The organism is Nocardia sp. NPDC058658 (assembly GCF_042716665.1).
GTDB lineage: Bacteria > Actinomycetota > Actinomycetes > Mycobacteriales > Mycobacteriaceae > Nocardia.
In genome coordinates this window covers 174,692-197,962 of record NZ_JBHXRR010000001.1, presented here as the reverse complement: position 1 = coordinate 197,962, position 23,271 = coordinate 174,692, and the positions used below count along the sequence as shown (strand labels likewise).

The following is a 23,271-nucleotide window of genomic DNA, read 5'->3' as shown; positions in this document are numbered from 1 at the left end:
TAGCATCATGAGCGAACCGGACACATCCTGGTTCACCGTGATCCCCGTTGTGGGATGTCATGGATCGGCAGTACACCGGGGTGCGGTCGTCGAATGGAAGAGAGAACAGCAGCTATGCCGATTGGTTCAGAGTCCGGGGCGGGGCTCGCACCGGATCCGGTGCCCGAGTACGCCGCATGGCGCAAGGGCGTGGCGGGAGTGCTGGCGAAAGCGCGACGGGTCGAGGCTTCCGAGCTCCCCGCCGAACCGGAACATCTGCTCGACGAGACCACCTATGACGGGCTGAGGATCGCCCCGCTCTACACCCGCCGCGACGAGCTGCCCGAGCAGCCACTGCCCGGCGCCTTCCCCTATGTCCGCGGTGGTGACGCCGCGCGTGACCCGCAGCGCGGCTGGTTCGTCGGCGCGTTCGCCGGGGAAGACGACGCCGAGGCCACCAACCGGGCGATCCTGACCGGTCTGGAGAACGGTGTCAGCGCGATCTCGCTCGGGGTGGGTGCCTACGGCGTCGCCGTCGACGACATCCCCCTCGCACTGCGTGGCGTGCTGTTCGAGCTGGCCCCGCTGACGCTGGTGGCCGGTGCGCAGACCGGTGCCGCCGCCGAGCGGGTGTTCGACGTGTTCGACGGATACTCGATCGCCGATCGCGCGCAGATCCGAGTCGGCCTCGGTGCCGCCCCGCTGACCAGTGCTTTCACCGGTGCCGAAGACCTCGACCAGGCCGAGACCGTCGCACTGGCCGTGCGCGCGATCGCCCGGCCCGAGGCGGTCCGCGCCATCACGGTGGACGGCATCGCCTTCCACAACGCCGGTGCCGCCGACGCGCAGGAAGTCGGCGCCGCCGTCGCAGCCGGTCTGGCCTACCTGCGTCTGCTGACCGGTGCCGGGGTCGATATCGCCGACGCGTTCGGTCAGCTCGAGTTCCGTTTCGCGGCCACCGACGACCAGTTCGCCACCATCGTGAAGTTCCGGGCGGCCCGTCGACTGTGGGCGCGAGTCGCCCAGGTTTCCGGCGCACCCGCCTTCGGTGCGGCGCCGCAGCACGCGGTCACCTCGGCCGCCATGATGACCCAGCGTGATCCGTGGGTGAACCTGCTGCGCACCACCCTCGCCGCGTTCGGCGCCGGTGTCGGCGGCGCCGATTCGGTGACCGTGCTGCCCTTCGACGCGGCCCTGCCCGCAGGCGAACTCGGCGTCTCCACGACGTTCTCCCAGCGCCTGGCGCGCAACACCCAACTGCTGCTGCTCGAGGAATCCCACCTCGGACACGTGCAGGACCCGGCCGCCGGTTCCTGGTACGTCGACAAGCTGACCGACGAACTCGCCGCCAAGGCATGGGAATTCATGCAGGAGCTCGAGTCGGCGGGCGGCTACCTCGCCGCGCTCGACGCCGGTCTGCTCGCGACCCGCATCGCCGAGACCGCCGCCACGCGCGCCGCCGACGTGGCCCATCGCCGCACCGCGGTCACCGGCGTCAACGAATTCCCGAACCTCGCCGAGAAGCCACTGTCGGAGCAGGCGCGTGAGCCGGGCACGGTCGCACGCTACGGTGCCGCTTTCGAGGAGCTGCGTAACCGATCCGATGCCTACCTGGCTGCCAACGGCGCCCGCCCGAAGGCACTGATCGTGCCGCTCGGCCCGGTCGCCGAACACAACGCGCGCACCATCTTCACCGCGAACGTGCTGGCTTCCGGCGGCATCGAGTCGGTCAACCCCGGCCCGCTCACCGTCGACGGAATTGCCGCCGCCGCAACAGAATCGGGTGCGCGTATCGCGGTCCTGTGTGGTGCGGACAAGCGCTACGCCGAACAGGCGGGTGCCGCCACCGGCGCCCTGCGCGCCGCCGGAATCGAGACCGTGCTGCTGGCCGGAGCCGAGAAGTCGGTCGAGCAATTCAGCGGGACGCAGCGTCCCGACGGGTACCTTGCCCTGCGCATCGACGCGGTCGCGGTCCTGTCGCAGCTGCTGGAGAAGGTGGGAGCCTGATGACCACATCCGATATCGAGCACATCATCGGCAGTTTCGCCGAGGTGCCGCTCACCGACCACGCGCCCACGTCGGCCGAGGTCGACGCCGAGCAGGTGCGTGCGTTCGTTGCCGACGCCGCGACGGCGAATCACACCACCGCCGAGCAGCTGGTCTGGTCGACCCCGGAGGGCATCGACGTGCCGCCAGTGTTCACCAAGGCTGATCGGGATGCTGTTGTCGCGCAAGGCTATCCCCTGGACACGGTCCCCGGTGTGGCGCCGTTCCTGCGTGGTCCGTACCCGACGATGTACGTGAACCAGCCGTGGACGATTCGCCAGTACGCGGGCTTCTCCACCGCCGCCGACTCCAACGCCTTCTACCGCCGCAACCTGCAGGCGGGCCAGAAGGGCCTGTCGGTCGCCTTCGACCTAGCCACTCACCGGGGCTACGACTCCGACCACCCCCGCGTCCAAGGTGACGTGGGCATGGCCGGTGTCGCGATCGACTCGATCCTGGACATGCGCCAGCTCTTCGACCAGATCCCCCTGGATCAGGTGTCGGTGTCGATGACCATGAACGGTGCGGTGCTGCCGATCCTGGCGCTCTACGTCGTCGCCGCCGAAGAGCAGGGCGTGACGCCCGAGCAGCTGGCCGGAACCATTCAGAACGACATTCTGAAAGAGTTCATGGTCCGCAACACCTACATCTACCCGCCCAAGCCCTCGATGCGGATCATCTCCGACATCTTCGCCTTCACCAGCGCCAAGATGCCGAAGTTCAACTCGATCTCCATCTCGGGTTACCACATCCAAGAGGCCGGTGCGACAGCCGATCTGGAGCTGGCCTACACCCTGGCCGACGGTGTGGAGTACATCCGCGCCGGCATCGCGGCGGGCATGGATGTCGACAAGTTCGCACCGCGCCTGTCGTTCTTCTGGGCCATCGGCATGAACTTCTTCATGGAGGTCGCCAAGCTGCGCGCGGGGCGTCTGCTGTGGAGCGAGCTGGTGTCGAAGTTCGAACCCAAGAGCGCGAAATCGCTGTCGCTGCGCACACATTCGCAGACCTCGGGCTGGTCGCTCACTGCGCAGGACGCCTACAACAATGTGGCGCGCACCTGTATCGAGGCGATGGCCGCGACGCAGGGCCACACCCAGTCGCTGCACACCAACGCCCTCGACGAGGCTCTCGCGCTGCCGACGGACTTCTCCGCCCGCATCGCCCGCAACACCCAGTTGCTCATCCAGCAGGAGTCCAACACCACCCGCCCGATCGACCCGTGGGGCGGCTCGTACTACGTCGAGTGGCTCACCCACCAGCTCGCCGAGCGGGCCCGCGCCCACATCGCCGAGGTCGAGGCGCACGGCGGTATGGCGCAGGCGATTTCGGAAGGTATTCCGAAGCTGCGCATCGAAGAGGCCGCCGCGCGGACGCAGGCGCGCATCGACACCGGGCAGCAGCCGGTGATCGGCGTCAACAAGTACCAGGTCGAAGAGGACCACGCGGTCGAGGTGCTCAAGGTCGAGAACTCGCGGGTGCGGGCCGAGCAGATCGAAAAACTGGAACGGCTTCGCGCTGACCGGGATTCGGTCGCGGTCGAAAAGGCGCTTGCCGAATTGACCCGTGCGGCAGCGTCTTCCGAAGGCGGCATGGAGAACAACCTCCTCGCGCTGGCCATCGACGCCGCGCGCGCCAAGGCCACCGTCGGTGAGATCTCCGACGCGCTGGAGAAGGTGTACGGCCGTCATCAGGCCGAAATCCGTACCCTGTCCGGTGTGTACCGTGACGAAGCAGGCAAGGCATCCAACATCGGCGCGGCCATCGCGCTGGTCGAGGAGTTCGGCGAGGCCGAGGGGCGCCGTCCGCGCATTCTGGTCGCCAAGATGGGCCAGGACGGGCACGATCGCGGCCAGAAGGTGATCGCGACCGCGTTCGCCGATCTGGGCATGGACGTCGATGTGGGCCCGCTGTTCCAGACGCCCGAAGAGGTGGCGCGCCAGGCGGCCGACAACGACGTGCACATCGTCGGGGTGTCCTCGCTGGCCGCCGGTCACCTCACGCTGGTGCCCGCGCTGCGACAGGCACTGGCCGACGTGGGCCGTCCCGACATCATGGTCATCGTCGGCGGTGTGATCCCGCCCGGTGACTTCGACGAGCTCTACGAAGCCGGTGCCGCCGCGATCTTCCCGCCCGGCACCGTCATCGCCGACGCGGCGATCGATCTGCTGAAGAAGCTCGGCGCATCACTCGGGCACGAGATCGGCGGCGGCACACAGGCATGAGCGGTCAGCGCCCGGAGGCGGCAGCCTGCGTAACCACGGAGGGCGTCCGAGCATGCCGCATCGGAACAGTATGAGCGACGCCGCACAGGTAGCCGGGGGTGCCGACGCGCACCCTCGGCTCGGGACCACCGCGGGCGTCGGCTCGCCGCGCAACGAAGGACGCACCGCTGTGGGCGTCCGCCGCACGATCGATGTCGACGCGCTCGCCGCGCAGGTTCGGGCCGGTGAGCGGTCGGCGCTGGCTCGGGCGATCACGCTGGTCGAATCCACCCGCTCCGATCACCGGGAACTGGCGCAGCAGCTGCTGCTGAAGGTCGCGGCGGAACCGGGCAGTGTCGTCTCGAACCGGGTCGGCATCACCGGTGTTCCCGGCGTCGGCAAGTCGACCTTCATCGACGCCCTCGGTATGTATCTCCTGGACAAGGGGCATCGGGTCGCGGTTCTCGCGGTCGACCCGTCGTCGACCCGCACGGGCGGCTCGATCCTCGGTGACAAGACCCGCATGGCGCGGCTGTCGCTGGAAGCGGACGCGTTCATCCGCCCGTCGCCGACCGCGGGCACCCTCGGCGGCGTGGCCAAGGCGACCCGCGAGACGATCGTGCTCCTGGAATCCGCCGGATACGACGTGATCCTCGTGGAGACCGTCGGCGTCGGCCAATCCGAGGTGACCGTCGCCAATATGGTCGACGTGTTCTGCTTCCTCACCTTGGCCCGCACCGGAGATCAGTTGCAGGGCATCAAGAAAGGCGTGCTGGAACTCGCCGAACTCGTCGCCGTGAACAAGGCCGACGGCAAACACGAGATCGAAGCCAAAGGCGCTGCCCGCGAACTGGCGGGCGCCCTGCGCCTGATCCATCCGCACGATGCGCTGTGGAAGCCGCCGGTGCTCACCATGAGCGGTCTGGAAGGCGTCGGCCTCGACAAGTTCTGGGACACCGTTCTCGAGCACCGCCGAGTCCTCACCGACGCAGGCGAATTCGCCGAGAAGCGCCGCCGCCAACAGGTCGACTGGACCTGGACCATGGTGCACGACCAGATCCTGCGCCGCCTGGCCGACAATCCGAACGTGAAAGAGGTTCGCGCGCAGGTGGAATCGGCCGTCCGGGTCGGCGCGCTCACGCCCGCGCTCGCCGCCGAACAGATCCTCACGGCCTTCGACCGGAGTTGAGGTGCCAGTCGGTAGCTGATGTCGGCCTGGCTACGTCGTTTCGATAGTGGTCGCTCGGAATTATTAGCTCTCACATCGAAATTTTCGGATGATATTCCGATTCTCACCACTTTGCCAGCTGTTGTCTGAGCCGATTTCCGAGGATCCTCGGAGGTGGACGCCGAGAGTTGACGGCCGAGGAGGTAGTGATGACGATCTTCCGCACGAATCGGACCTTGAGCAGCGACAAGACGCCCGAACGGGCGATCCTCGGGGGCGACGGTCGCTGGCGGCTCACCTGGCTACCGGAATTCGGCCTGACGTCCGATCAGGCGATATCAGGACTGCGGCTGGACGAGATCCTCAGTGACCCGGCCCTGGTCAACGACCGGATGGCGCTCGCGGAAGCCACCACCTGCGCGGACCGCATCGGCATCATCCTCGAGCTCGCGATGGTGCGACTCTGGAAGCGGATGAGCACCGCCATCGCGCTCTGCGGGTTCGTCGCGACCCGATGGGGACGCCTGGCCTGAGGCGGTGTCACAACCAGCGGATACGGCGGAAGACGACGATCAGGGCGGCGCAGATGGCGACCATGACGAACATCGTGGCGGGATAACCCCAGGTCTGGTGGAGTTCGGGCATGTGATCGAAGTTCATGCCGTAGATGCCGGCGATCATGGTGGGCACCGCGAGGATGGCGATGGACGCCGAGATCTTGCGCATGTCGGTGTTCTGCTGCACGGCGATCTTGGCCACGGCCGCGCCGACCAGCGTGGTGAGGGTTTCGTCGAGGTCGTTGATGCGTTCGGCGACACCGCTGTGGTGATCGGCGACATCGCGCAGGTAGCGGCGCACTTCCTTGGGCAGGGGAGTACGCGGCGCGGTGAGGGTCTGCAGCGGGCCCGCGAGCGGGCGCACGGCACGACGCAGCTCGACGATCTCGCGTTTGAGCTGGTAGATCGCCTCGATGGGGATCTTGCTGCGCGGGCTGAAAAGCTCCTCCTCCATCGACTCGACATCGAACTCGACCGCCTGCGTGACGTCGATATAGGAGTCGACGACGTGGTCGGCGATCGCGTGCAGCACCACGCCGGGGCCGAGCGCGAGACGATCCGGTTCGGCTTCGAGCCGGTGCCGGACCGCGGTGAGTTCGTTGTGTTCGCCGTGGCGGACGGCGACGACGAAATCGGCGCCGAGGAGGACCATGATCTCGCCGGTCTGCACGATCTCGCTGACCGTGTGCATATCGTGCTCGACGTAGGCGACGGTCCGCATCACGGTCACCATGGTGTCGTCATAGCGTTCGAACTTCGGCCGTTGCCTGCCGGTCACCGCGTCCTCGACCGCGAGCTCGTGCAGTCCGAAGTTCCCGGCGATCTCGCCCATCTGATGCAGATCCGGTTCGAACAGCCCGATCCACACGAAACCCGCACCGCGACTGCGGATCTCGGCCAACGCGGACTCCGGGGTGAACCGGCCGGGCAGCCGCTTGCCGTCGACATAGGCCGCGCAGTCGATGATGGCACGCGCGGCCGGAACCGACGGCTTCGGCACGACCTCGACCCGGCGCCTGCTACGCGACAGAAGCGGCGAACCCGCCATCACCGCCCCGATGCTACGGCGAGGGGTGGTGCGTGACTCGTCCACCATCGTCCACCCCGCTCTCTTCGATCTCGGCGCAGCATCCCACAGCGGCGAATACCCACGCAACCGAACCAGGGGTTGCGCAGATCGCCGCGCTGCCGACGATCGTTCAACACCTGAAAGCGCTGGAAGCAGGTCGCCTCGTCAGTTCGGCGAAGATCGGCCGCGTGCGCACCTACCAACTGGTGCCCGATGCCTTCGGGACGGCGATCGACTGGCTGCACCGTCAACGTCCATCCGCGCAACGGCAAGTGGACCGGCTCACGGCACTACTCGTGGAATCAACCAAAAACCCAGAGGGAGAACAACAATGACCGACACCGTGACCCGCTCCATCAACCACGCCCAGTTCACCATCGAGCGCGAGGTGCCCGTCGCGCCCGCCGTCGTCTTCCAGGCCTTCGCCGACCCCGCCGTCAAGGCACAGTGGTTCGGCGGCGAGGAAGGCTGGGAGCAGGGCGAAGTCTCGGTCGACTTCGAGGTCGGCGGCCGCGAGATCAACGAAGGCACCTTCGAGAAGAAGATGACCTCCCGGTTCGTCGCCACCTACACCGACATCGTCGACAACGAACGCCTCGTCTACACCTACGACATGTGGATCAACGGCGCCCACATCTCCACCTCGGTGGCCACCTGGGAATTCGAACCGATCCCCACCGGCACCAAGCTCACACTCGTCGAATTCGGTGCCCACCTCGACGGTTTCGACACCGGTGCCCAGCGCGAGGAGGGCACACGCGACCTCGTCGAAGCCCTGGTGAACTACCTCGCCCAGGCCTGAGCAGGTCGCTAGCGGCCGACGCAGTCGATGATCGGCGGGGGATAGTCCGCCGGATCGACGTGCTGGCTCCACGGACGGTGAATACGCGCTCCGGGCAGGTGCGCCAGTTCGGGTAGCCACCGTCGGACGTAGGTGCCGTCGGGGTCGTAACGGGCGGCCTGGCGCAGGGGATTGAGTACCCGGTTGGGCCGGGTATCGGTGCCGGTGCCCGCGACCCACTGCCAGTTGAGCTGGTTGTTCGCGAGATCGGCGTCGACGAGCCAGCGTAGGAAATGTGCCGCGCCGACTCTCCAGTCCTGCTGGAGTGACTTGGTGAGGAAGCTGGCCGCGATCAACCGCGCGCGCCCCGGCATCCAGCCTTCGGTACGGAGTTGCCGCATCCCCGCGTCGACGATCGGGTAGCCGGTACGTCCGGCTTGCCAAGCGGCGACGGCCTTTTCGTCGTCGGGGCCGGGACTCACGCGGGTGCGGTAGTCCGACCACGCGGCATCGGGACGGGCGGCGAGCACCTGGTGGTGGAAGTCGCGCCAGGCCAGCTGCCGGACGAAGGCGAGGCCACCGTCGGTCGACGGATCGACTAGGCTCACCACCTCGGTGGGCGACACGCAGCCGAAGTGGAGGTAGGGCGAGAGCCGGGAGGTGGCGTCGGCGGCGAGCTGGTCGTTGTCGCGGGCGTAGTCGGCGATCGGGCCGTCGAGCCAGTCGTGCAGCAGCGCACGTCCGGTGGTCTCCCCGCCGACACGCAATTGTGGCGACGGCTCGCCCGAGCTCAGATCCTGTGCGGTCGGCAGCATCTCGCTCCGGATCTGCGGCACCACCAGTGATCGCGGCGCCGGGAGCGGGGTGCGGTGACGGTCCGCGCTCCAGCGCCGGAAGTACGGGGTGAAAACGGCGAAATGATCGCGGCCTGTCGACGGGACGAGCTCGGCGGAAGTGGCTGTGACGGAACCGGAATGGCACTGCACCCGGATATCGGGGAGCTGACGTAGCGCCTTCTCGCGCTCGCTGCTGTAGCGGCTGACATCCTCGGCCAGGTGCACGCTCGCGGCACCGGTCTCCCGCACCACTCGCGCGACTTCGTCGATCACCGCGCCGCGTCGCACGACGAGCGCACCGCCCAGCGCACGCAATTCCTTGTCGAGCTCGGCCAGCGCGGCGGCGAGGAAATGCGCGCGATTGGGCGGGCAGCGATCGGGCACCAGCGCCTCGTCGACGACGAACAGCGGTACCACCTGGTCGGCCTCGCGGGCGGCCGCGGTGAGCGCTGGATTGTCGCGCACGCGCAAGTCGCGAGTGAACAGAGCGACGGCGACGGTCATCGTGCGCACAGGGGCGCCACACCCTCGCGTCCGCCGGTCGTGGGTGAGGTGAGATAGACGCAGGGGTCCTGACCGGCGATCCTGATCGCCTCGTCGACTTGCTGCCAGGTGGCATCGTCGAGTGCCGGGGTGCGGGCGAGGACGAAACCGGAGAGCCTGCTCGGCGAGGTGACCAGCGCCCACGAATAGTCCGGGCCGAGCGCGGTCACGATGTAGTTGGTCGGTCCCTCACGCCCGTCCTGGCCGGGAACGCCCGGAAAGCTCACGTGCAGTTGGGCGTTCGTGGCGGGATCGTTCACGGTCGCGGTGCCGCGGATCTCGTCGACACCGCCGGTCCAGGTGTGGCAGCGGTTGTGGACGCCGACATCGCCGTGCGGGTCGAGGGTGTAGGTCGCGGTGGTGTCACGCGCGCAATTGAGGTTGAACGGCTGCGGCACCGCCGCGAGCTGATGCCATTCGCCGAGGTAGCGGTCGAGTTCTAGACCGGGCACCGGTGCGGGTGGTTCGGCGGCCGCGGTGCCCGTGACGGCGAAGCTGACGGTGATCAGCAGGGCGGTGGTCCACGGGCCGGGACGGGTGCGCACAGGAACTCCTCGCGATAGGTGGTGTTTCCCTCACGCTACCAGTAAACGATGCACTATTGATGCATTAATTGGTTCGGTGGGGCGTCGGCGTCGACGGAGGGCGCGTCCCGTCGACGCGCGCGGGCCGGGTTGTGACGCCCCCGTCATGGCATTCCGGGCAGAATGAGACGATGCCCGCCGGTTCCGCTCCCGAATCCCCCGCGGCCGGATTCACGGTGCGCGCGGTGGCCGACCGTCTCGGCATCCCGACCGCGACCCTGCGCAGCTGGAACCGCCGCTACGGCATCGGCCCCGCCCAGGACCGGCCCGGCCGCCACCGGCTCTACTCAGACACCGATATCGCTGTGCTCGAACACATGCTCGAGCTGATCGGCGGCGGCGCGAGTCCGGCCGGGGCCGCCGCGGCGGCGCGTGGGCCCGTGCCGGTTCTCGGTGACCGCGTGGGCCTGCTCGACGCGGCATTCGCGCTCGATACCGCCACCGTCTGTGCCCAGCTGGATGCGCATGTGCGGGCTCACGGCGTCGCGCAGACCTGGGAGACCCTGTGCCGCCCCGCCTTCGCCGATATCGTCGCGCGGCAGGGTGGCGGTGAGGGATGCATCGACGTCGAGCACCTGCTGTCGTGGTCGATCGCGTCGGTCATGCAACAGGTGAAACCGGCGCGCAGCAGTGCACCCGTGTTGCTCGCGTGTACGAGCGGCGAAACGCATTCGCTACCACTCGATGTGCTGCGCGCCGCCTTGGCGCAGGCCGGGGTGGGAGCGCGCATGCTGGGCGCCGACGTGCCGACCGCTGCGCTGTCGGATGCGCTCGCCCGGCATGCGGCCGACGCCGCGGTGCTGCTGTGGTCGCACCGCGAGTCGACCGCGTTGACCTCGGCGGTGCTGGCCTGCGCTGGCGCCGGTGCTCGGGTGCTCGTCGCGGGGCCGGGCTGGGACGCCGTGCTGCTGCCCGACGCGGTCGAGCGGATCGGTAGCCTGTCGGCCGCAGTCGACGCACTGCGCTGAATGCTTCTATGGCACAGCATGTTTGCGGCTGGATGCCGGTTCGCTGCCGGCTGTGTGAGACCTGGCAGGGTGCGTGCTCGAACACCCCCGTCCTGGCCGAACTGCCCGGTGTCAGTTCCCGGTTCGCCCGAGCAGGTGGCGCAGTGTCTGCTCCAGATCCTCCGTCCGGAAGGTGTGCCCAGCCTTCACCAGCTGGGTCGGCGTCACGCGCTGACTGGCCTCGGCGAGTTCGCGCGCACCCTGCTTGCCCAGTAGTACCGCGGGGCCGAAGCTCGGGACCGGCAGCAGTGCCGGGCGATGCAGCACTCGCGCCAGTACACGGGTGTACTCGCTGTTACGAACCGGCTGTGGCGCAACAGCATTGACCGGTCCGCGCAGAGTGTCGTCCCAGAGCGCGCGGTGGTAGATGTCGACGAGATCGTCGATGCCGATCCACGACAACCACTGTCGGCCGTCGCCGATCCGTCCACCGAGTCCGGCGCTGAACAACGGTCGCAGCAACCGCAGGGTGCCGCCGCTCGGAGACTGCACGATGCCGGTGCGCACCCGCACGACGCGGACGCCGCCCACCGCGGCGGGCTCGCACGCGTCTTCCCACTGCTCGACCACCTCGGCCAGGAACCCGTCACCGCGCTCGGAATTCTCGGTCAGCTTCTGGTCGCCGCGGTCGTATCCGTAGTAGCCGATCGCGGAAGCGCTGACGAAGGTGTCGACTCCAGCGGTGACGGCGAGCTCGGCGAGCCTGCGGGTCGGCTCGATCCGGCTGTCGGCGATCGCACGCCGGTGTGTGGTGGTGAATCGGCCCGCGATGGATGCCCCGGCCAGATGCACCACGGCGTCGATGTCGGCGAGCAGGTCGGCGGCGGGCGCGGCGGGGTCCCACTGTCGTTCGTCGGGATGACGTGGGGAATGGCGGACCAAACGCACCACACGGTGCCCACCGGTACTGAGGAAGGCGCTCAGCGCGGAACCGACCAGCCCCGACGCGCCGGTCATCGCGATCGTCGCCGACTGCCAACCGGACTCCGCCGCGCGCCGGTGGGCGGCCAGATCGTTGGTCAGCTGGCGGTAGCGATAGTCGAACATCGGCCGCAACGCCGACTCCGGAATCGGTGTCCGCACCCGATCGATGACCCGGGTGTGCACGTCGTCGACCTCGGCGAACTCGTGGATGTGCCGCCACGGCAGACGCGAGACCGGCCACGAGGCCGGTCCGTCCGTCGCGACGGCATCGGCGAACCGCTCCGGCGGACGATACTGCTCGGGGTCGTGCGCGGCGACCCAGCGCAATCCGCCGGGCAGACCGAGCACCGCCCGTCCGGTGGCCAGCGAATCGGCCTCGGCGAGCAGGGTGACCGGCTGCCACGGTGGGGCCAGGCGCGTGAACGCGCCGCGGCGAGCGAACCAGGCGAAGACCTCGGCCCTGGGTGTGGCGACGATGTCAGAACACTCGATGCCCATGACTCGACTGTAGTCACAAACCACGATCTGTGCATCGCTACTGCATCGAAGTGGATCAGTGGTGGCTCATGCCCGGCTGCGCGGTCATGTCCATCTGCATGGGAGCTGGCTGCTGGCCAGGGCCCAGGACGAGGAATTGGCCCATCATGCCCTTGTCCTCGTGGTGGAGCAGGTGGCAGTGGAACATGTACGGATAGGTGGGGTCGGTGTGGTCGGCGAAGTGCATGGCCAGGGTGTAGGTGACGTCGGGGGTGGTGTAGACGGTGTCCTTCCAGCCGGAAAGTGCTGGGGGAGGCGGGTTTCCGTCGATGGCCAGAATCTGGAACTGGACGTCGTGGACGTGGAAGTTGTGCGGCCAGTTGTCTTTGTTGCGGACGGTCCAGACCTCGGTGGTGTCGACGGGGATGGTCATGTCGATGCGGTTCATGTCCATGCGGCGGTTGTTGATCATGAACCACTGCAGCTCGAACGACCGGGTCGGTGGGGTGTTCGCGGCAGCGAGCGCGCGCATCGGGATCAGGGAAGCGGGGACGGCTGCCGAGGCGCGCAGCGAATCGGTGGCACGCAGTGTCAGGATGTCGAAGGTGTCGTCGAAACCGTATTCGGCGACATTGTCGACGCCGCGCCGTTCGGTGATCGGTAGGGAACGTAACGTGACGTTCTCGCCCGCGCGCACGGTGATCACCAGTTCCGCTCGTTCGCCGGGGCTGAGTTGAATCTCGGTCAGGGCAACGGGTTTCGTGAGCAATCCGCCGTCGCCGGCGATGAGCTGGAACTCTCTGCCGTCGGCGAAGGACAGGTTGTAGAGCCGGCCCGACGAACCGTTGAGGATGCGCAATCGGACCCGCTCGGTGGTGACGGGGAGGTGGGCGTCGGCGATGCCGTTGGTGATGATCGTGTCACCGAGCAGACCCATATCGGTGGTGTCGGTTTCGTTCAGGTTGCCGTCAGCGTGGAAGCGACGGTCCTGGATCACCAGCGGAATGTCGTCGACACCATAGTCTTTCGGCAGGTCGAGGGCGTTCGCCTCGTCGTCGTCGATCAGGAACAGGCCCGAAAGTCCACGGTTGACATGCTTTTCGGTGGCACCGTGTGGGTGGGGGTGGTACCAGAGCGTCGCGGCCTGCTGCTGGATCGTCCACGCCGGTTCCCATACGGCGCCCGGCGCGATCATCTGATGCGGGCCGCCGTCGAACTTCGCGGGCAGGTGCATGCCGTGCCAGTGCACCGAGGTGGCTTCGGGGAGATCGTTGGTGATGGTGAAGGCGACCTTCTCGCCGCGTCGAGCCCGCACGGTGGGGCCGAGGACCGAACCGCTGAAACCCCAGGTCGGGGTCTCGGAGCCGCGGACCATCTCGGTGACGCCTGTCTGGACCCGCAGGGTGAACCGGCGGACACCGTCGGAACCGACCCTCGACGGGGCCAACGGGGGGATCGGCAGGGGCCGTGTCGATGCCGAACCAGCCGAACCGGGTGCCGAGGTGCGGGCCGAACAACCGGCCGCGTACACCACCGGTGCGAGGGCGAGCCCGGTGAGAAAACCTCGTCGCGAGACCAACGTGCGCTCCTTGTCTGGGGGAACCTCCAGCCTCGCGGGCCCGGGTCCGGGTCGACTCCGCCGAACAGCCGGACCCCAGCGCCCGAATTCCACCCGCGCGACCCTTGCGGGCGCGCCGATCCCGTGCTAGGCGTCCTTCCTTGCGGCTGGGTCGGCGCGACTGTGCCGCTCCCGCGCGGACGCGCCGACGCGGTCCGAACCGCTCGGTCACCTACCGTGGGAACGTGATCGACATCCGTGCGCGCCGCGACTGGCGAGGGTTGCTGCGGTGGCTTCCGTTGGTGCTGATTCCGGTCCTGCTGCTGGCCAGCACGTACCCGGACCAGTACCGCGTGCCACCGCACTACTGGGTGCTGGCGATGACAGCCGGGGTGGTGTTCCTGGCCGGCTCGCGATGGCCCCTAGCAGTCTCGCTCGCGCTGTCGGCGCTGGCCGTGCCGATGCTGCGGACCGACGCCTGGGGCGTGTCGGGTCTGGTGCCCTACCTCGGGGCGGTGGCACTGGTCGACGTAGTGGCGCGCACGCATCGGTGGCAGACCGTGGCGGTGGCGACGGTGGGCTGGGCGGCGGCGGTGGCGCTCGGGCGGGTCGGTGTACACGACAACTCGATCGGCCGCGCGTCCACGCTCGTCGAGGCCGCGGCGTATGTGGGGCTGCCGCTGCTGCTCGGCTTGTATCTGCGCGGGCAGCGTGACCTGGCGGAGAACCTGCGAATCCGCGCCGTCGAAGCGCAGGCGCGAACCCGCCTCGATGAGCGCGCCGCGCTGGCCAGGGAACTCCACGATGTGGTGGCCCACCACATGGCCTCGATCATCCTGCGGATCTCGGTCGCCGGACATGTTGTGCGAGAGGCGGATCCGCGCGTGGTGACCGTCCTCGACGATGTGCGCGGCACCGCGGCCGACGCCCTCGCCGACATCCGCCGACTGCTCGCCGCACTGCGCGATCCGGCGCTGGGCACCGTCGCGCTGGTCGAGACCGACGCGGTCGAGACCGAGATCACGGCCGCGCTCACCCGGGTGCGCGCGGCCGGGTTCACCGTGGAGGCCACCGTGGAAACCCAGCTCGACCGGCTCGACGCCATCAGCAGGCTCACGCTGTTGCGCCTGGTGCAGGAATCGCTGACGAACGTGATGAAACATGCCGATCGTGGAGTGCCCGTGCGGTTCCGGGTCCACCGCAGGGACGGCGGCATCGCCCTGGAAGTCGTCAACGGTCGCCGGGAAACGGTAGCGCCGTCGGGACACGGCGTCGTCGGCATGCGGGAACGAGCCGAACTCGCCGGGGGAACACTCACCGTCGGCGCCGAGGAACGCACCTGGGTGGTGCGGGCGTGGCTGCCCGACAGCACGCGAGCGGAGGAGCTGTCGTGATCACGGTGCTACTCGTCGACGACCAGCGCCTCGTGCGCGCGGGCCTGCGCATGCTCATCGAGGACACCACCGACCTCGCCGTCGTCGGGGAAGCGTCCAACGGCGTCGAAGCGGTGCGGCGCTACGCCGAACTCACCCCCGACCTCGTCGTCATGGACCTGCGGATGCCCGGCCTCGACGGCGTCGCCGCGACCCAGCAGATCCTCGCGATGTCACCGCGCGCGAAAGTGCTCGTACTGACCACCTTCGACGATGACGAACACCTGTTCCCCGCCCTGTCAGCCGGGGCCGCGGGCTATTTCGTCAAGGACACCGAGCCCACCGTGCTACTCGACGCGATCCGGCGCACCGTGGAGGGCGACCTGCTGTTCTCGCCCGCACTGCTGCGTCGCCTGGTCGACCGGGCGCTCGCGGCACCGTCGACACCCGTTCCCGCGCCCGATCTGACGCCGCGCGAACTCGACGTCCTGCGCCTGGTCGCCGAGGGATACGGCAATCAGGAGATCGCCGACCGCCTCCACCTTGGCGTGAGCACCGTCAAAACCCACATCGCCAATCTGCTCGCCAAGACCGGCACCGACAACCGGGTCCGCCTCGCGGTGTACGCGGCCGAGGTCATCGGCCGCTGACCCGAACCACCAGCACGCCGAGATAATTCGCCGAACAGAAGGTATTCGGTGACGGATTGGTAAGTAATCGGTAACAACGATGTGACCCAGCCCGATATGTGATCAGCCGCACTGGGCGGTCGGTTATCGCATGGAGGTCGGATCGGTGAGGTACCGCAGCGCGGTTTCGGCGGTGCTCGTCGTCGTGGGCACGACCGTGACGGTCGTGGGCGAGGCGTATGCGCACGGGCCCGAACCTGTGGTCGCGGCGCCGAATCAGACCGTCGCCAAGGACGGTTCGTGGGCCGAGGTGACCGCGATCGACGGTCGGCAGGTGACGGTGCTGATCCACTCGGCCGCCATGGGGCGCGAGGTCTCGGTGAAGGTGCAGCGGCCCGCGGACACCTCGGTGCCGCGACCGTCGCTGTATCTGGTGAACGGGGCGGGCGGCGGCGAGGACACCGCCACGTGGGAGCAGCACACCGATGTCGTCGACTTCCTGGCGAGCAAGGACGTCAATGTCGTCATGCCGATCGGCGGCGCGTGGAGCTACTACACGGACTGGCGTGAACCGGATCCGATGCTGGGCGTGAACAAGTGGCGCACGTTCTTCCTCGACGAACTGCCCGCCCTCGTCGACGCCATGTTCGACACCACCGGCAAGAACGCGATCGCGGCCAACTCGATGACGGCGACCTCCGTGCTGCAACTCGCGATCGCCCGGCCCGGCCTGTTCCGGTCGGTCGCCGCCTACAGCGGCTGCGCCCAGATCAGCGACCCGGTCGGCAGGCAGTTCGTCAACGTCGTCGTCGGGACCGGCGGCGGTGACACCTCGAACATGTACGGTCCGCCCGGTGACCCGGCCTGGGTCGCCAATGATCCCCTGGTGAACGCCGAGGGACTGCGGGGGACGAAACTCTACGTGTCCAACGGCAACGGCCTGCCCGGCGAATTCGACACACTCGGTGACCCGCATCTGGTCACCTGGGGGCCGGTCGGGCTGGCCAATCAGGTCGTGGTCGGCGGTGTCATCGAGGCCGCGACGCGCTGGTGCACGATGAACCTGGAGCGGCGCCTCGACGATCTCGACATCCCCGCGACCTTCGACCTGTCGACCCAGGGCACCCACTCGTGGGGCTACTGGCAGAAGGCCTTCAAGAACTCATGGCCGCTACTGGCCGAAGGGATGGAGATCCCGGCGTGAGTGCCGAACGAACTCGGCATGGCTGTGTGAGCTGAAAATGGTGACCGGGTCGGCCTTTTCGGCGGCGAGGTTGCGCAGGGCCGCGAGATTCGCCTGTCGTCGCGTGCCGTCGGCCTGACCGAGGATCTGGAACACCTTGATTCCGGCAGGGCAGCTGGGCGGCGATGCCAGTTGTGTGTCGGCGTAATAGGCGTCGCCCGCGTGCAACAGCCAGCCCGTGCCGGTGTCGACTGCGACGCCGGTGTGTCCGCGGCTGTGCCCGGCCAGGGGGATCATCAGGATCTCGGCGGGTAGCCCTTCGATCTCGCGGACTGCGGTGAAGCCTCGCCACTCGGCTGCACCGTCGGCATTGTGCGCCCGCCAGCGGGGCTGGTGGCCGAACTGGCAGGGACGGTAGCGGTTTCGTTCGGCGAGGGTCGACGGGTGCGTGAGGGCGTCGAGTTCGTCGGTGCTGATGTGCACGGTGGCCGCGGGGAAGTCGGCGAGACCACCGGTGTGATCGAGATCGGCATGGGTCACGATGATGTCGCGGACATCGTCAGGGGAGTAGCCGAGGGCGACGACCTGGGCGCGGGCGGTTGTGGTCGAATCCAGTTGTGGATTCCAGACTTTCGTCCATCCTGTGCCGAGCCACTGGGAATCGGTCACGGCGCGGGTACCCAATCCCGTATCGACGAGCACCAGACCGGTGGCGCATTCGATCAACAACCCGTGGCAGGCCAGTGTCGCCCGCTGATACCAAGCGTGTTCGCCACCGTCCCAGAGTCGTCCGCCTCGCGGATTCAATGTAGCGAAATTGAGATGATGAACCCGCATGAGACAACTCTTTCCACCCCGGAAAACGCGATCGCGTTCGATCAGATTACGTCGACGCGCGCAGTGTTCGAGGGGGAGTTATTCAGTTGGAATCAGTGGGGGACTCGCGTCGCTGTGCTGCGCGGTGAGGGCGCGCATTGTCACAGGTCGAAGAGGGTAACCGCATTGTTGTGGCACACATTGCGAATCCACTCGGTGCCGAGTTCCAGTCGCTCGAGTGCGTTGATCGCCTCGGCGTAGGGGTAGGGGATATTGGGGAAATCGCTGCCGAAGAGAATGCGATCACCGAACCGGATCAACCGGTCGCGTTCCCTCGGAGGATACGGCGCGCCACCTTCGCTGAAATCGGTCCAGACCATCGTGGTGTCGAGATGGAGCTGAGGGTACTGCTCGGCGAGGTCGAGGAATTCGCTGTATTCCGGGGTGCCCATATGGGCGATGATCAAGCGCAGGGTCGGAAAGCGTTGCAGCAGTTCGGCAATGGGGGCTGGCCCGGTGAATTCGCCGGGTGCGGGGCCGGATCCGCAATGGATGAGGACGGGTGTGCCGGACTCGGCGAGGATCGCCCAGACGGGGACGAGTAGGGGGTCGAGGGGTGAGAACGCGCCGACTTGGATGTGCACCTTGAAGACTCGCGCGCCCGCCTCGATCGCCTCGCGCACATAGCGGGGTGCGTCCGGCTCGGGGTAGAAGGTGGCGGTGTGCAGACAATCGGGGGTGCGGGCGGCGAATTCGGCGGTCCACGAGTTCAGCCACTCGCCCATCCCGGGCTTGTGCGGATACACCAGCGAGGTGAAGGCGCGAACACCGAAGTCGCGTAAGGTCTTCAGGCGCACCTGCTCGTCGTCGCGGTAGGTGATCGGCCACGGGCGGCCGGTGAGCGGCCCGGCGGCGTCGAAATAGGCCCACACCTTGCGCATCACCTGATCGGGCATGAAGTGGGTGTGCACATCGACGATCGCGGGTAGGTCGTAGCGGGCGCGGAAGTCGGCGAGGTAGGCGACGGTGTCTACGGTCATGACAGCTCCGGGTAGAGGCGCCGCGCCATGGCGCCGACGCGGGTGACCAGGCGTTCGAAGAACACGGCGGGATCGGTCCCGATCACGATGTCGGCGTTGGGTTCCCGGCCCCACATGCCCGCCCAATCCGCGACGGTGGTGGCGCGGGTGATGGTGCCCGCCAGCTCCACGTCGACGGTGGCCGGGCGGGTGCTCGCCAGGGCGGGGTCCAGCGCGACCGCGGCGGCGAACGGGTCGTGCATGTGCGCCAGATAGCCCAGGTCGTACTGGTGGTGGAAGTCGAAATAGAACCGCACCGCGTCGGTGAGATAGCGGATGATCGGATTGCTTGCCGCGGAACGGAATTCGGGCGGATCGCCCGCACTCACCTGCTCGACCGGGGTGCTGTGTGCCGCCTGTGCCAGCAGCTCGAGGTGTTCGGGGAGCATCTCGATGGACTCGGTGATGTCGAGCGCGCAGACCAGCGGCCTGCGGTCCGGTGGCGCCGCCGAGAAGGCGTCGAACACCTCCTTGGCCGCTTCGGGGTCGACGTGGATGTTCCACTCGTTGGTGGGGGTGGTGTTGCCGGGGTGGTTGAACGCGCCGCCCATGATGACCAGGCGGCGCAGCAACAGCGGCAGTTCGGGTTCGATCCGCAGGGCCAGTGCGAGATTGGTCAGCGGACCGGTGGCCAGTCCGGTCACCTCGCCGGGGTTCGCGCGAACCAGGTCCACCCAGAGCTGAGCCGCCGACCGGGACGACAACGACCGTGGCGAGACCGGGAGCTCGGCATACCCGAGGCCCTGGGGCCCGTGGGTGTCTTCGGTGGTGCGCAGCGGGACGGCGAGGGGTTCGGCCGCGCCGAGCGCCACCTCGATCTCGGGCGCGCGGCCCAGGTCGAGCATCGCCAGGGTGTTCGCCGCGACCCGCGGCCCGTCGACATTGCCCGCGGTGGCGGCGATACCGATGATCTCGGCCTCGTCGCAGGCCAGCAGGTACAGGATGGCCAGGGAATCGTCGATCCCGGTATCGACGTCGAGGATGATCTTCTGCGGCACGTCATCGAGAGTAGCCGCGGGTGCGCGGGCGGTCGGCGAGTGGGATCAGTAGGTCGGGAGGGTGAATTCCTCGGTGTGGCCGAAGAAGATCTTCTTGGTGAGCGGGCGCATCGGCCGCGACATCATGAGCCGCACACTGGTCTTCGCCAGTCGCGTCGCCAGCGGGGACTTGGGAATCATCATCGCCATACCACCGCCGGGGATCTCCTTGGCTTTGTCGAGGAACGGCGAGATCTTGTCCTGGTAGCGCTGTTGGGCGCCGGCGAGATCATCAGGGGTGGCAGCGATCTCGGCGGCCAGGATGTAGGCGCCGACAATGGCCATCGCGGTGCCCATGCCGCTCAGCGGGGAGCCGCTGTAGCCCGCGTCGCCGATCAGCGTGACCCGGCCGACCGACAGTTCGGGCACGTCGACGCGGGCGACTTCGTCGAAATAGAAGTCGGGCGTGGAATCCATCGCCGCGAGGATGGCAGGGGCATGCCAGCCCGCGTCGGCGATGGCCTTCCTGATGAGTGCGCGCTGGGCGTCGACGTCGCGGCGTAGCGCGGGGTCCTTCTCGGTGCGCATCGTGATGATCGCCTTGGCGGTGCTCGGGTCGGCGTCGGGGCGGATGCCGAGCATGGCGCCGGGAATCAGGCGCATGCTGAACCAGCCGGGCTCCACATCAGCAGGCTTGGGCATGGTGAAGAAGGCGCCGTAGCCGCCGAGATTGGTGCTGAACTGCTCCTCGGGTCCGAAGACGAGTCGCCGGGTCGCCGAGTGGACACCGTCAGCGCCGATCACCAGGTCGAAGTGCTCGGTGCTGCCCGAGGCGAAGGTGACGTCCACGCCGGTGTCGTTCTGAACGACCGTGTCGATCCACTCGCCGTAGCGGTAGTCGAGCTGACCGTCGTCGTCGGCCGCCGCCACCGCGTCGAGCAGCACCTGGTTCAGGTCACCGCGGGTGATCTCGATCTCGGCGACAGCGCCCTGACCGTCGAAATCCTCCATAGCCATCCTGGCGTAGGTCTTGCCGCTGCCGTCGATGTAGTACATGCCGCGCTCGTCGAGCTGATACTTCGCGATGCCCTCCATCAACCCCATCCGCTCGGCGGCTTCCTTGCTCGGGCCACGCAGATCGACGGCCTGGCCGCCGGGGCGGGGGACTGCGGCGCGCTCGACGACGGTGGTGCGAATGCCGTTGCGCAGCAACTGGAGTGCGACCGCGTTGCCCGCGATACCGCCGCCGGAGACAAGAACGTGCAGGGGGCTGGTGGTGCTCATGATCGGGTTTCCCGTCTGATGTACGAATGTCTTAGACATATGTCTAACAGAGGTTGGCGCGGATGTCTAGAACAAATGTCTAAGACGGTCGGGTAAGCTGCTGAGCATGGGCAACAGAGAAGATCTACTGGCGGGGGCGCGCAAAGTGATTCTGGAGCGCGGCGTCGCGAAGACGACCGCGCGCGATATCGCCGCCGCGGCGGGGGTGAGCCTGGCCGCGATCGGCTACCACTTCGGGTCGAAGGATCGCCTCGTCACCGAGGCATTGAGCGAGGCGCTCGGCGACTCCATGGGTGAGTCGATGAACGAGCTGATCGCGGCGGGCGCGGGGAAGTCGCCGCTGGAAGGGCTGGCGCAGCTGTGGAACGGGATGCCGGCGGTGTTCGCCGACAATCACGAGGCGATGCTGGCCAGCCTGGAGAACATTGTGCGGATCGTGCGTTCCGAGGACGCGCGGGTCCAGCTGGGCGACCAGCTCGCCGGTGCGTACACCGACCTCGCGGCCAACGTCGTCGCGGCCCATCCCGAACTCGACCCGGAGCAAGCCGCTGCGATCGGGCGAATGTACTTCGTTCTCGCGCAGGGTCTCGCGATCCTGTGGTTGCTGGAGCCGGGCGCGGTGGCCGCCGATGGTGATCAGCTCGCGACGGCGGTTCGGGCGCTCGCGGGGAAGTGAACGCGGCTGGTCAGGCGGGGTGGTAGTGGTCGGGCGCTTCGACCCAGAACGGCTGTGCCGAGCCGTAAGGTGGTGCGGGCCAACGGTAGTCGTCGTAGTCGGCGAATGCCGGTGCGGCCGTGACCGATTCGCCGTGCGTAACGGTCGAGGTCGGATCGGGTGGTGTCGCGACGGGGTGATCGGGGGAGCGGCCGTCGGCGGCCAGCAGCCAGGATGCGGTGCGGGCCAAGGAAACCCGGACGGTTCGACCGAATCCGTCGTCCGCACGAGCCAGCAGGGCGTCCATGACGCCGGCGGCCAGGAGATAGCCCGAACCGTGGTCGAGGGCCTGGGCGGGTAACGCGCCGGGATGCTCCGGTGTGCCTTCGAGCAGCGAAATGCCGGATGCCGCTTGGACGATGCTGTCGAAACCGCGTCGGTCACCCCACGGTCCGCTCGTTCCCCATGCGGAGACGGAGGCCTCGACCAAGCCGGGACCGCCGTGCACACCGGCTGCGGCGAGCGCGCCCGGGCGATATCCGGTGACGAGCACGTCCGCCGCGGCGAGGAGGTCCTCGAAGGTGGCGAGGTCGGTGCGCAGGTCGAGCAGAGTGGAACGTTTGCCCTGGCAGGTATCGGCGAACTGCCAGTCGATCTCGGGGAGCTGCGGTGGGTCGATGCGCAGGACGTCGGCGCCGAGCAGGGCCAGCGTTCGGGTGGCGACCGGGCCCGCTAGGACGCGGGTGAGGTCGAGGACGCGAATACCGGTCAGCGGTCGGTCGGTTGTGGGGGCCGACGACGTGCCGAGTCGAGCGCCCAGCCCTCGACCCGGCTCGGACACCTGGGCTCGATCTTGCTCGCGCCCGGCGACGAACTCGGACGCTCCGAGTCGATCCGGCCCGTGCCCGGCTGCGAACGCCGTACCGGTGGTGGATCGGTGGTCGTCGCTCGCCGCGGTGGCCGGCCTGCGGTCCTCGCGCACGTGCATCGCGACCAGTGGGCCGACGGCAGCGGCACGGCCCATCGGACTGTTCGCCCATTCGTCCTCGGCGCGAACCCGGGCCGCGATCGCACCGACCGCGGCAGCCGCGTCTTCGACCTCGGCGCCCTTCATCGCGGACAGTCGTGCGCTGAGCTGGGCGGCGTCGCTGTCGATCGGCAGCTCGAGCGCCCGCAGGATCCGCTCGCGGTGATGGGGGTAATTGGCGTGCGTGCGAACCCAGCCGTCGGCAGTGCGGAAGAAACCCGAGAATTCGGCGAAGACCGATGGTGCGCTGCCGTCGCGGCGGAACAGGCGCTCGCTGCTGAATGCCGCGGTCACCCGGTCGGCATCGAGGCGGGCCGGACGGGTGGACAGGCCTTGCGCGGCCCGAACCCGGTCGGCGGCCGCGCTCGCCGCCGCGACCGAGCCCGCCGCGAGCGCCCACACCGGTAGGGTGGCCGCCAGTCGCGCATCGGGGTCCGGCACGTCGGCATCGCCGGACGGCGCGAGTCCGAGTCCCGTCTCGTAGGCGTGGACGAGCTGCTGCGCGGTGGTCACAT

At 68.1% G+C, this 23,271-nt stretch carries 21 protein-coding genes; 11 read left to right on the top strand and 10 right to left on the bottom strand.

Translation table 11 applies throughout. From position 1 onward, the window contains the following. Nucleotides 1-114 precede the first annotated feature (114 nt). The 4 genes from ACFWUP_RS01020 to ACFWUP_RS01005 all read left to right on the top strand — a co-directional run bounded on the left by ACFWUP_RS01020 (nucleotide 115) and on the right by ACFWUP_RS01005 (nucleotide 5,930). Complete coding sequence (locus ACFWUP_RS01020; RefSeq protein ID WP_379229599.1) at nucleotides 115-1,986, top strand: methylmalonyl-CoA mutase family protein; 1,872 nt, start codon at nucleotides 115-117, stop codon at nucleotides 1,984-1,986. Next, nucleotides 1,986-4,250, top strand: a complete 2,265-nt coding sequence (scpA, locus tag ACFWUP_RS01015; protein WP_379229598.1) for a methylmalonyl-CoA mutase — start codon at nucleotides 1,986-1,988, stop codon at nucleotides 4,248-4,250. Before ACFWUP_RS01020 ends, scpA begins: the two co-directional genes overlap by 1 nt. A gap of 70 nt (nucleotides 4,251-4,320) precedes the next feature. Next, nucleotides 4,321-5,418: a methylmalonyl Co-A mutase-associated GTPase MeaB gene (gene meaB / locus ACFWUP_RS01010; RefSeq protein WP_379229597.1), complete on the top strand. Its 1,098-nt coding sequence runs from the start codon at nucleotides 4,321-4,323 to the stop codon at nucleotides 5,416-5,418. A 188-nt stretch (nucleotides 5,419-5,606) separates the two neighbouring features. After that, nucleotides 5,607-5,930, top strand: coding sequence for a hypothetical protein (locus ACFWUP_RS01005; RefSeq protein WP_379229596.1), 324 nt, complete (start codon nucleotides 5,607-5,609; stop codon nucleotides 5,928-5,930). Nucleotides 5,931-5,937: 7 nt separating this feature from the next. Here the strand turns inward: ACFWUP_RS01005 and ACFWUP_RS01000 are convergent, their stop codons facing one another. Next, complete coding sequence (locus tag ACFWUP_RS01000; protein WP_379230911.1) at nucleotides 5,938-7,002, bottom strand: magnesium and cobalt transport protein CorA; 1,065 nt, start codon at nucleotides 7,000-7,002, stop codon at nucleotides 5,938-5,940. A 32-nt stretch (nucleotides 7,003-7,034) separates the two neighbouring features. On the opposite strand from ACFWUP_RS01000, the gene ACFWUP_RS00995 reads away from it, so the two are divergent. Both ACFWUP_RS00995 and ACFWUP_RS00990 read left to right on the top strand, forming a co-directional pair. Then, nucleotides 7,035-7,358, top strand: a complete 324-nt coding sequence (locus ACFWUP_RS00995; RefSeq protein WP_379229595.1) for an ArsR/SmtB family transcription factor — start codon at nucleotides 7,035-7,037, stop codon at nucleotides 7,356-7,358. Then, nucleotides 7,355-7,825 (top strand): SRPBCC domain-containing protein, encoded by a 471-nt coding sequence (locus tag ACFWUP_RS00990; RefSeq protein WP_379229594.1) that lies wholly within the window; start codon nucleotides 7,355-7,357, stop codon nucleotides 7,823-7,825. The genes ACFWUP_RS00995 and ACFWUP_RS00990 overlap by 4 nt, the downstream gene beginning before the upstream one ends. A gap of 8 nt (nucleotides 7,826-7,833) precedes the next feature. Here ACFWUP_RS00990 and ACFWUP_RS00985 read toward each other — a convergent pair whose 3' ends face one another. Both ACFWUP_RS00985 and ACFWUP_RS00980 read right to left on the bottom strand, forming a co-directional pair. Then, nucleotides 7,834-9,144 (bottom strand): cryptochrome/photolyase family protein, encoded by a 1,311-nt coding sequence (locus ACFWUP_RS00985; protein ID WP_379229593.1) that lies wholly within the window; start codon nucleotides 9,142-9,144, stop codon nucleotides 7,834-7,836. Continuing rightward, complete coding sequence (locus tag ACFWUP_RS00980) at nucleotides 9,141-9,728, bottom strand: lipocalin family protein (RefSeq protein WP_379229592.1); 588 nt, start codon at nucleotides 9,726-9,728, stop codon at nucleotides 9,141-9,143. Before ACFWUP_RS00980 ends, ACFWUP_RS00985 begins: the two co-directional genes overlap by 4 nt. 170 nt (nucleotides 9,729-9,898) lie before the next feature. On the opposite strand from ACFWUP_RS00980, the gene ACFWUP_RS00975 reads away from it, so the two are divergent. Then, nucleotides 9,899-10,735, top strand: a complete 837-nt coding sequence (locus ACFWUP_RS00975; RefSeq protein ID WP_379229591.1) for a MerR family transcriptional regulator — start codon at nucleotides 9,899-9,901, stop codon at nucleotides 10,733-10,735. A 111-nt stretch (nucleotides 10,736-10,846) separates the two neighbouring features. On the opposite strand, the gene ACFWUP_RS00970 is transcribed toward ACFWUP_RS00975, so the two are convergent. Next, complete coding sequence (locus ACFWUP_RS00970) at nucleotides 10,847-12,196, bottom strand: TIGR01777 family oxidoreductase (protein ID WP_379229590.1); 1,350 nt, start codon at nucleotides 12,194-12,196, stop codon at nucleotides 10,847-10,849. Nucleotides 12,197-12,251: 55 nt separating this feature from the next. Continuing rightward, nucleotides 12,252-13,754 (bottom strand): multicopper oxidase family protein, encoded by a 1,503-nt coding sequence (locus ACFWUP_RS00965; protein ID WP_379229589.1) that lies wholly within the window; start codon nucleotides 13,752-13,754, stop codon nucleotides 12,252-12,254. Nucleotides 13,755-13,978: 224 nt separating this feature from the next. Between ACFWUP_RS00965 and ACFWUP_RS00960 the strand changes: the two genes are divergently transcribed. The 3 genes from ACFWUP_RS00960 to ACFWUP_RS00950 all read left to right on the top strand — a co-directional run bounded on the left by ACFWUP_RS00960 (nucleotide 13,979) and on the right by ACFWUP_RS00950 (nucleotide 16,939). Then, a complete protein-coding gene (locus tag ACFWUP_RS00960; RefSeq protein ID WP_379229588.1) occupies nucleotides 13,979-15,127 on the top strand; it encodes a sensor histidine kinase in 1,149 nt (382 codons plus the stop codon). Then, on the top strand, nucleotides 15,124-15,756 hold the full coding sequence (locus ACFWUP_RS00955; RefSeq protein ID WP_379229587.1) for a response regulator: 633 nt from the start codon (nucleotides 15,124-15,126) through the stop codon (nucleotides 15,754-15,756). Before ACFWUP_RS00960 ends, ACFWUP_RS00955 begins: the two co-directional genes overlap by 4 nt. Before the next feature lie 130 nt (nucleotides 15,757-15,886). Further along, nucleotides 15,887-16,939, top strand: coding sequence for an alpha/beta hydrolase (locus ACFWUP_RS00950; protein ID WP_379229586.1), 1,053 nt, complete (start codon nucleotides 15,887-15,889; stop codon nucleotides 16,937-16,939). Here the strand turns inward: ACFWUP_RS00950 and ACFWUP_RS00945 are convergent. The 4 genes from ACFWUP_RS00945 to ACFWUP_RS00930 form a co-directional block, all read right to left on the bottom strand. After that, on the bottom strand, nucleotides 16,907-17,755 hold the full coding sequence (locus tag ACFWUP_RS00945) for an MBL fold metallo-hydrolase (protein WP_379229585.1): 849 nt from the start codon (nucleotides 17,753-17,755) through the stop codon (nucleotides 16,907-16,909). The two genes, ACFWUP_RS00950 and ACFWUP_RS00945, sit on opposite strands and share 33 nt — an antisense overlap. Nucleotides 17,756-17,895: 140 nt before the next feature. Continuing rightward, nucleotides 17,896-18,774 carry an amidohydrolase family protein gene (locus ACFWUP_RS00940; protein ID WP_379229584.1) on the bottom strand — a complete coding sequence of 293 codons (879 nt, stop codon included), beginning with the start codon at nucleotides 18,772-18,774 and terminating at the stop codon, nucleotides 17,896-17,898. Continuing rightward, nucleotides 18,771-19,811, bottom strand: coding sequence for a nucleoside hydrolase (locus ACFWUP_RS00935; RefSeq protein WP_379229583.1), 1,041 nt, complete (start codon nucleotides 19,809-19,811; stop codon nucleotides 18,771-18,773). The genes ACFWUP_RS00940 and ACFWUP_RS00935 overlap by 4 nt, the downstream gene beginning before the upstream one ends. A 45-nt stretch (nucleotides 19,812-19,856) precedes the next feature. Continuing rightward, the gene (locus ACFWUP_RS00930) at nucleotides 19,857-21,074 is read right to left on the bottom strand and encodes an FAD-dependent monooxygenase (RefSeq protein ID WP_379229582.1); all 1,218 of its coding nucleotides are present in this window, start codon (nucleotides 21,072-21,074) and stop codon (nucleotides 19,857-19,859) included. 106 nt (nucleotides 21,075-21,180) lie between these two features. Here ACFWUP_RS00930 and ACFWUP_RS00925 point away from each other — a divergent pair, with 106 nt between their 5' ends. Then, a complete protein-coding gene (locus tag ACFWUP_RS00925) occupies nucleotides 21,181-21,750 on the top strand; it encodes a TetR/AcrR family transcriptional regulator (RefSeq protein WP_379229581.1) in 570 nt (189 codons plus the stop codon). A 10-nt stretch (nucleotides 21,751-21,760) separates the two neighbouring features. Here ACFWUP_RS00925 and ACFWUP_RS00920 read toward each other — a convergent pair whose 3' ends face one another. Beyond that, on the bottom strand, nucleotides 21,761-23,269 hold the full coding sequence (locus tag ACFWUP_RS00920; protein WP_379229580.1) for a CoA transferase: 1,509 nt from the start codon (nucleotides 23,267-23,269) through the stop codon (nucleotides 21,761-21,763). Between the last annotated feature and the right edge of the window lie 2 nt (nucleotides 23,270-23,271).

Coding starts and splice junctions, on each gene's coding strand:
- ACFWUP_RS01020 (WP_379229599.1), top strand. CDS start 115: ATGCCGATTGGTTCAGAGTCCGGGGCGGGGCTCGCACCGGATCCGGTG.
- scpA (WP_379229598.1), top strand. CDS start 1,986: ATGACCACATCCGATATCGAGCACATCATCGGCAGTTTCGCCGAGGTG.
- meaB (WP_379229597.1), top strand. CDS start 4,321: ATGAGCGACGCCGCACAGGTAGCCGGGGGTGCCGACGCGCACCCTCGG.
- ACFWUP_RS01005 (WP_379229596.1), top strand. CDS start 5,607: ATGACGATCTTCCGCACGAATCGGACCTTGAGCAGCGACAAGACGCCC.
- ACFWUP_RS01000 (WP_379230911.1), bottom strand. CDS start 7,002: ATGGCGGGTTCGCCGCTTCTGTCGCGTAGCAGGCGCCGGGTCGAGGTC.
- ACFWUP_RS00990 (WP_379229594.1), top strand. CDS start 7,355: ATGACCGACACCGTGACCCGCTCCATCAACCACGCCCAGTTCACCATC.
- ACFWUP_RS00985 (WP_379229593.1), bottom strand. CDS start 9,144: ATGACCGTCGCCGTCGCTCTGTTCACTCGCGACTTGCGCGTGCGCGAC.
- ACFWUP_RS00975 (WP_379229591.1), top strand. CDS start 9,899: ATGCCCGCCGGTTCCGCTCCCGAATCCCCCGCGGCCGGATTCACGGTG.
- ACFWUP_RS00970 (WP_379229590.1), bottom strand. CDS start 12,196: ATGGGCATCGAGTGTTCTGACATCGTCGCCACACCCAGGGCCGAGGTC.
- ACFWUP_RS00950 (WP_379229586.1), top strand. CDS start 15,887: ATGGAGGTCGGATCGGTGAGGTACCGCAGCGCGGTTTCGGCGGTGCTC.
- ACFWUP_RS00945 (WP_379229585.1), bottom strand. CDS start 17,755: ATGCGGGTTCATCATCTCAATTTCGCTACATTGAATCCGCGAGGCGGA.
- ACFWUP_RS00940 (WP_379229584.1), bottom strand. CDS start 18,774: ATGACCGTAGACACCGTCGCCTACCTCGCCGACTTCCGCGCCCGCTAC.
- ACFWUP_RS00930 (WP_379229582.1), bottom strand. CDS start 21,074: ATGAGCACCACCAGCCCCCTGCACGTTCTTGTCTCCGGCGGCGGTATC.
- ACFWUP_RS00925 (WP_379229581.1), top strand. CDS start 21,181: ATGGGCAACAGAGAAGATCTACTGGCGGGGGCGCGCAAAGTGATTCTG.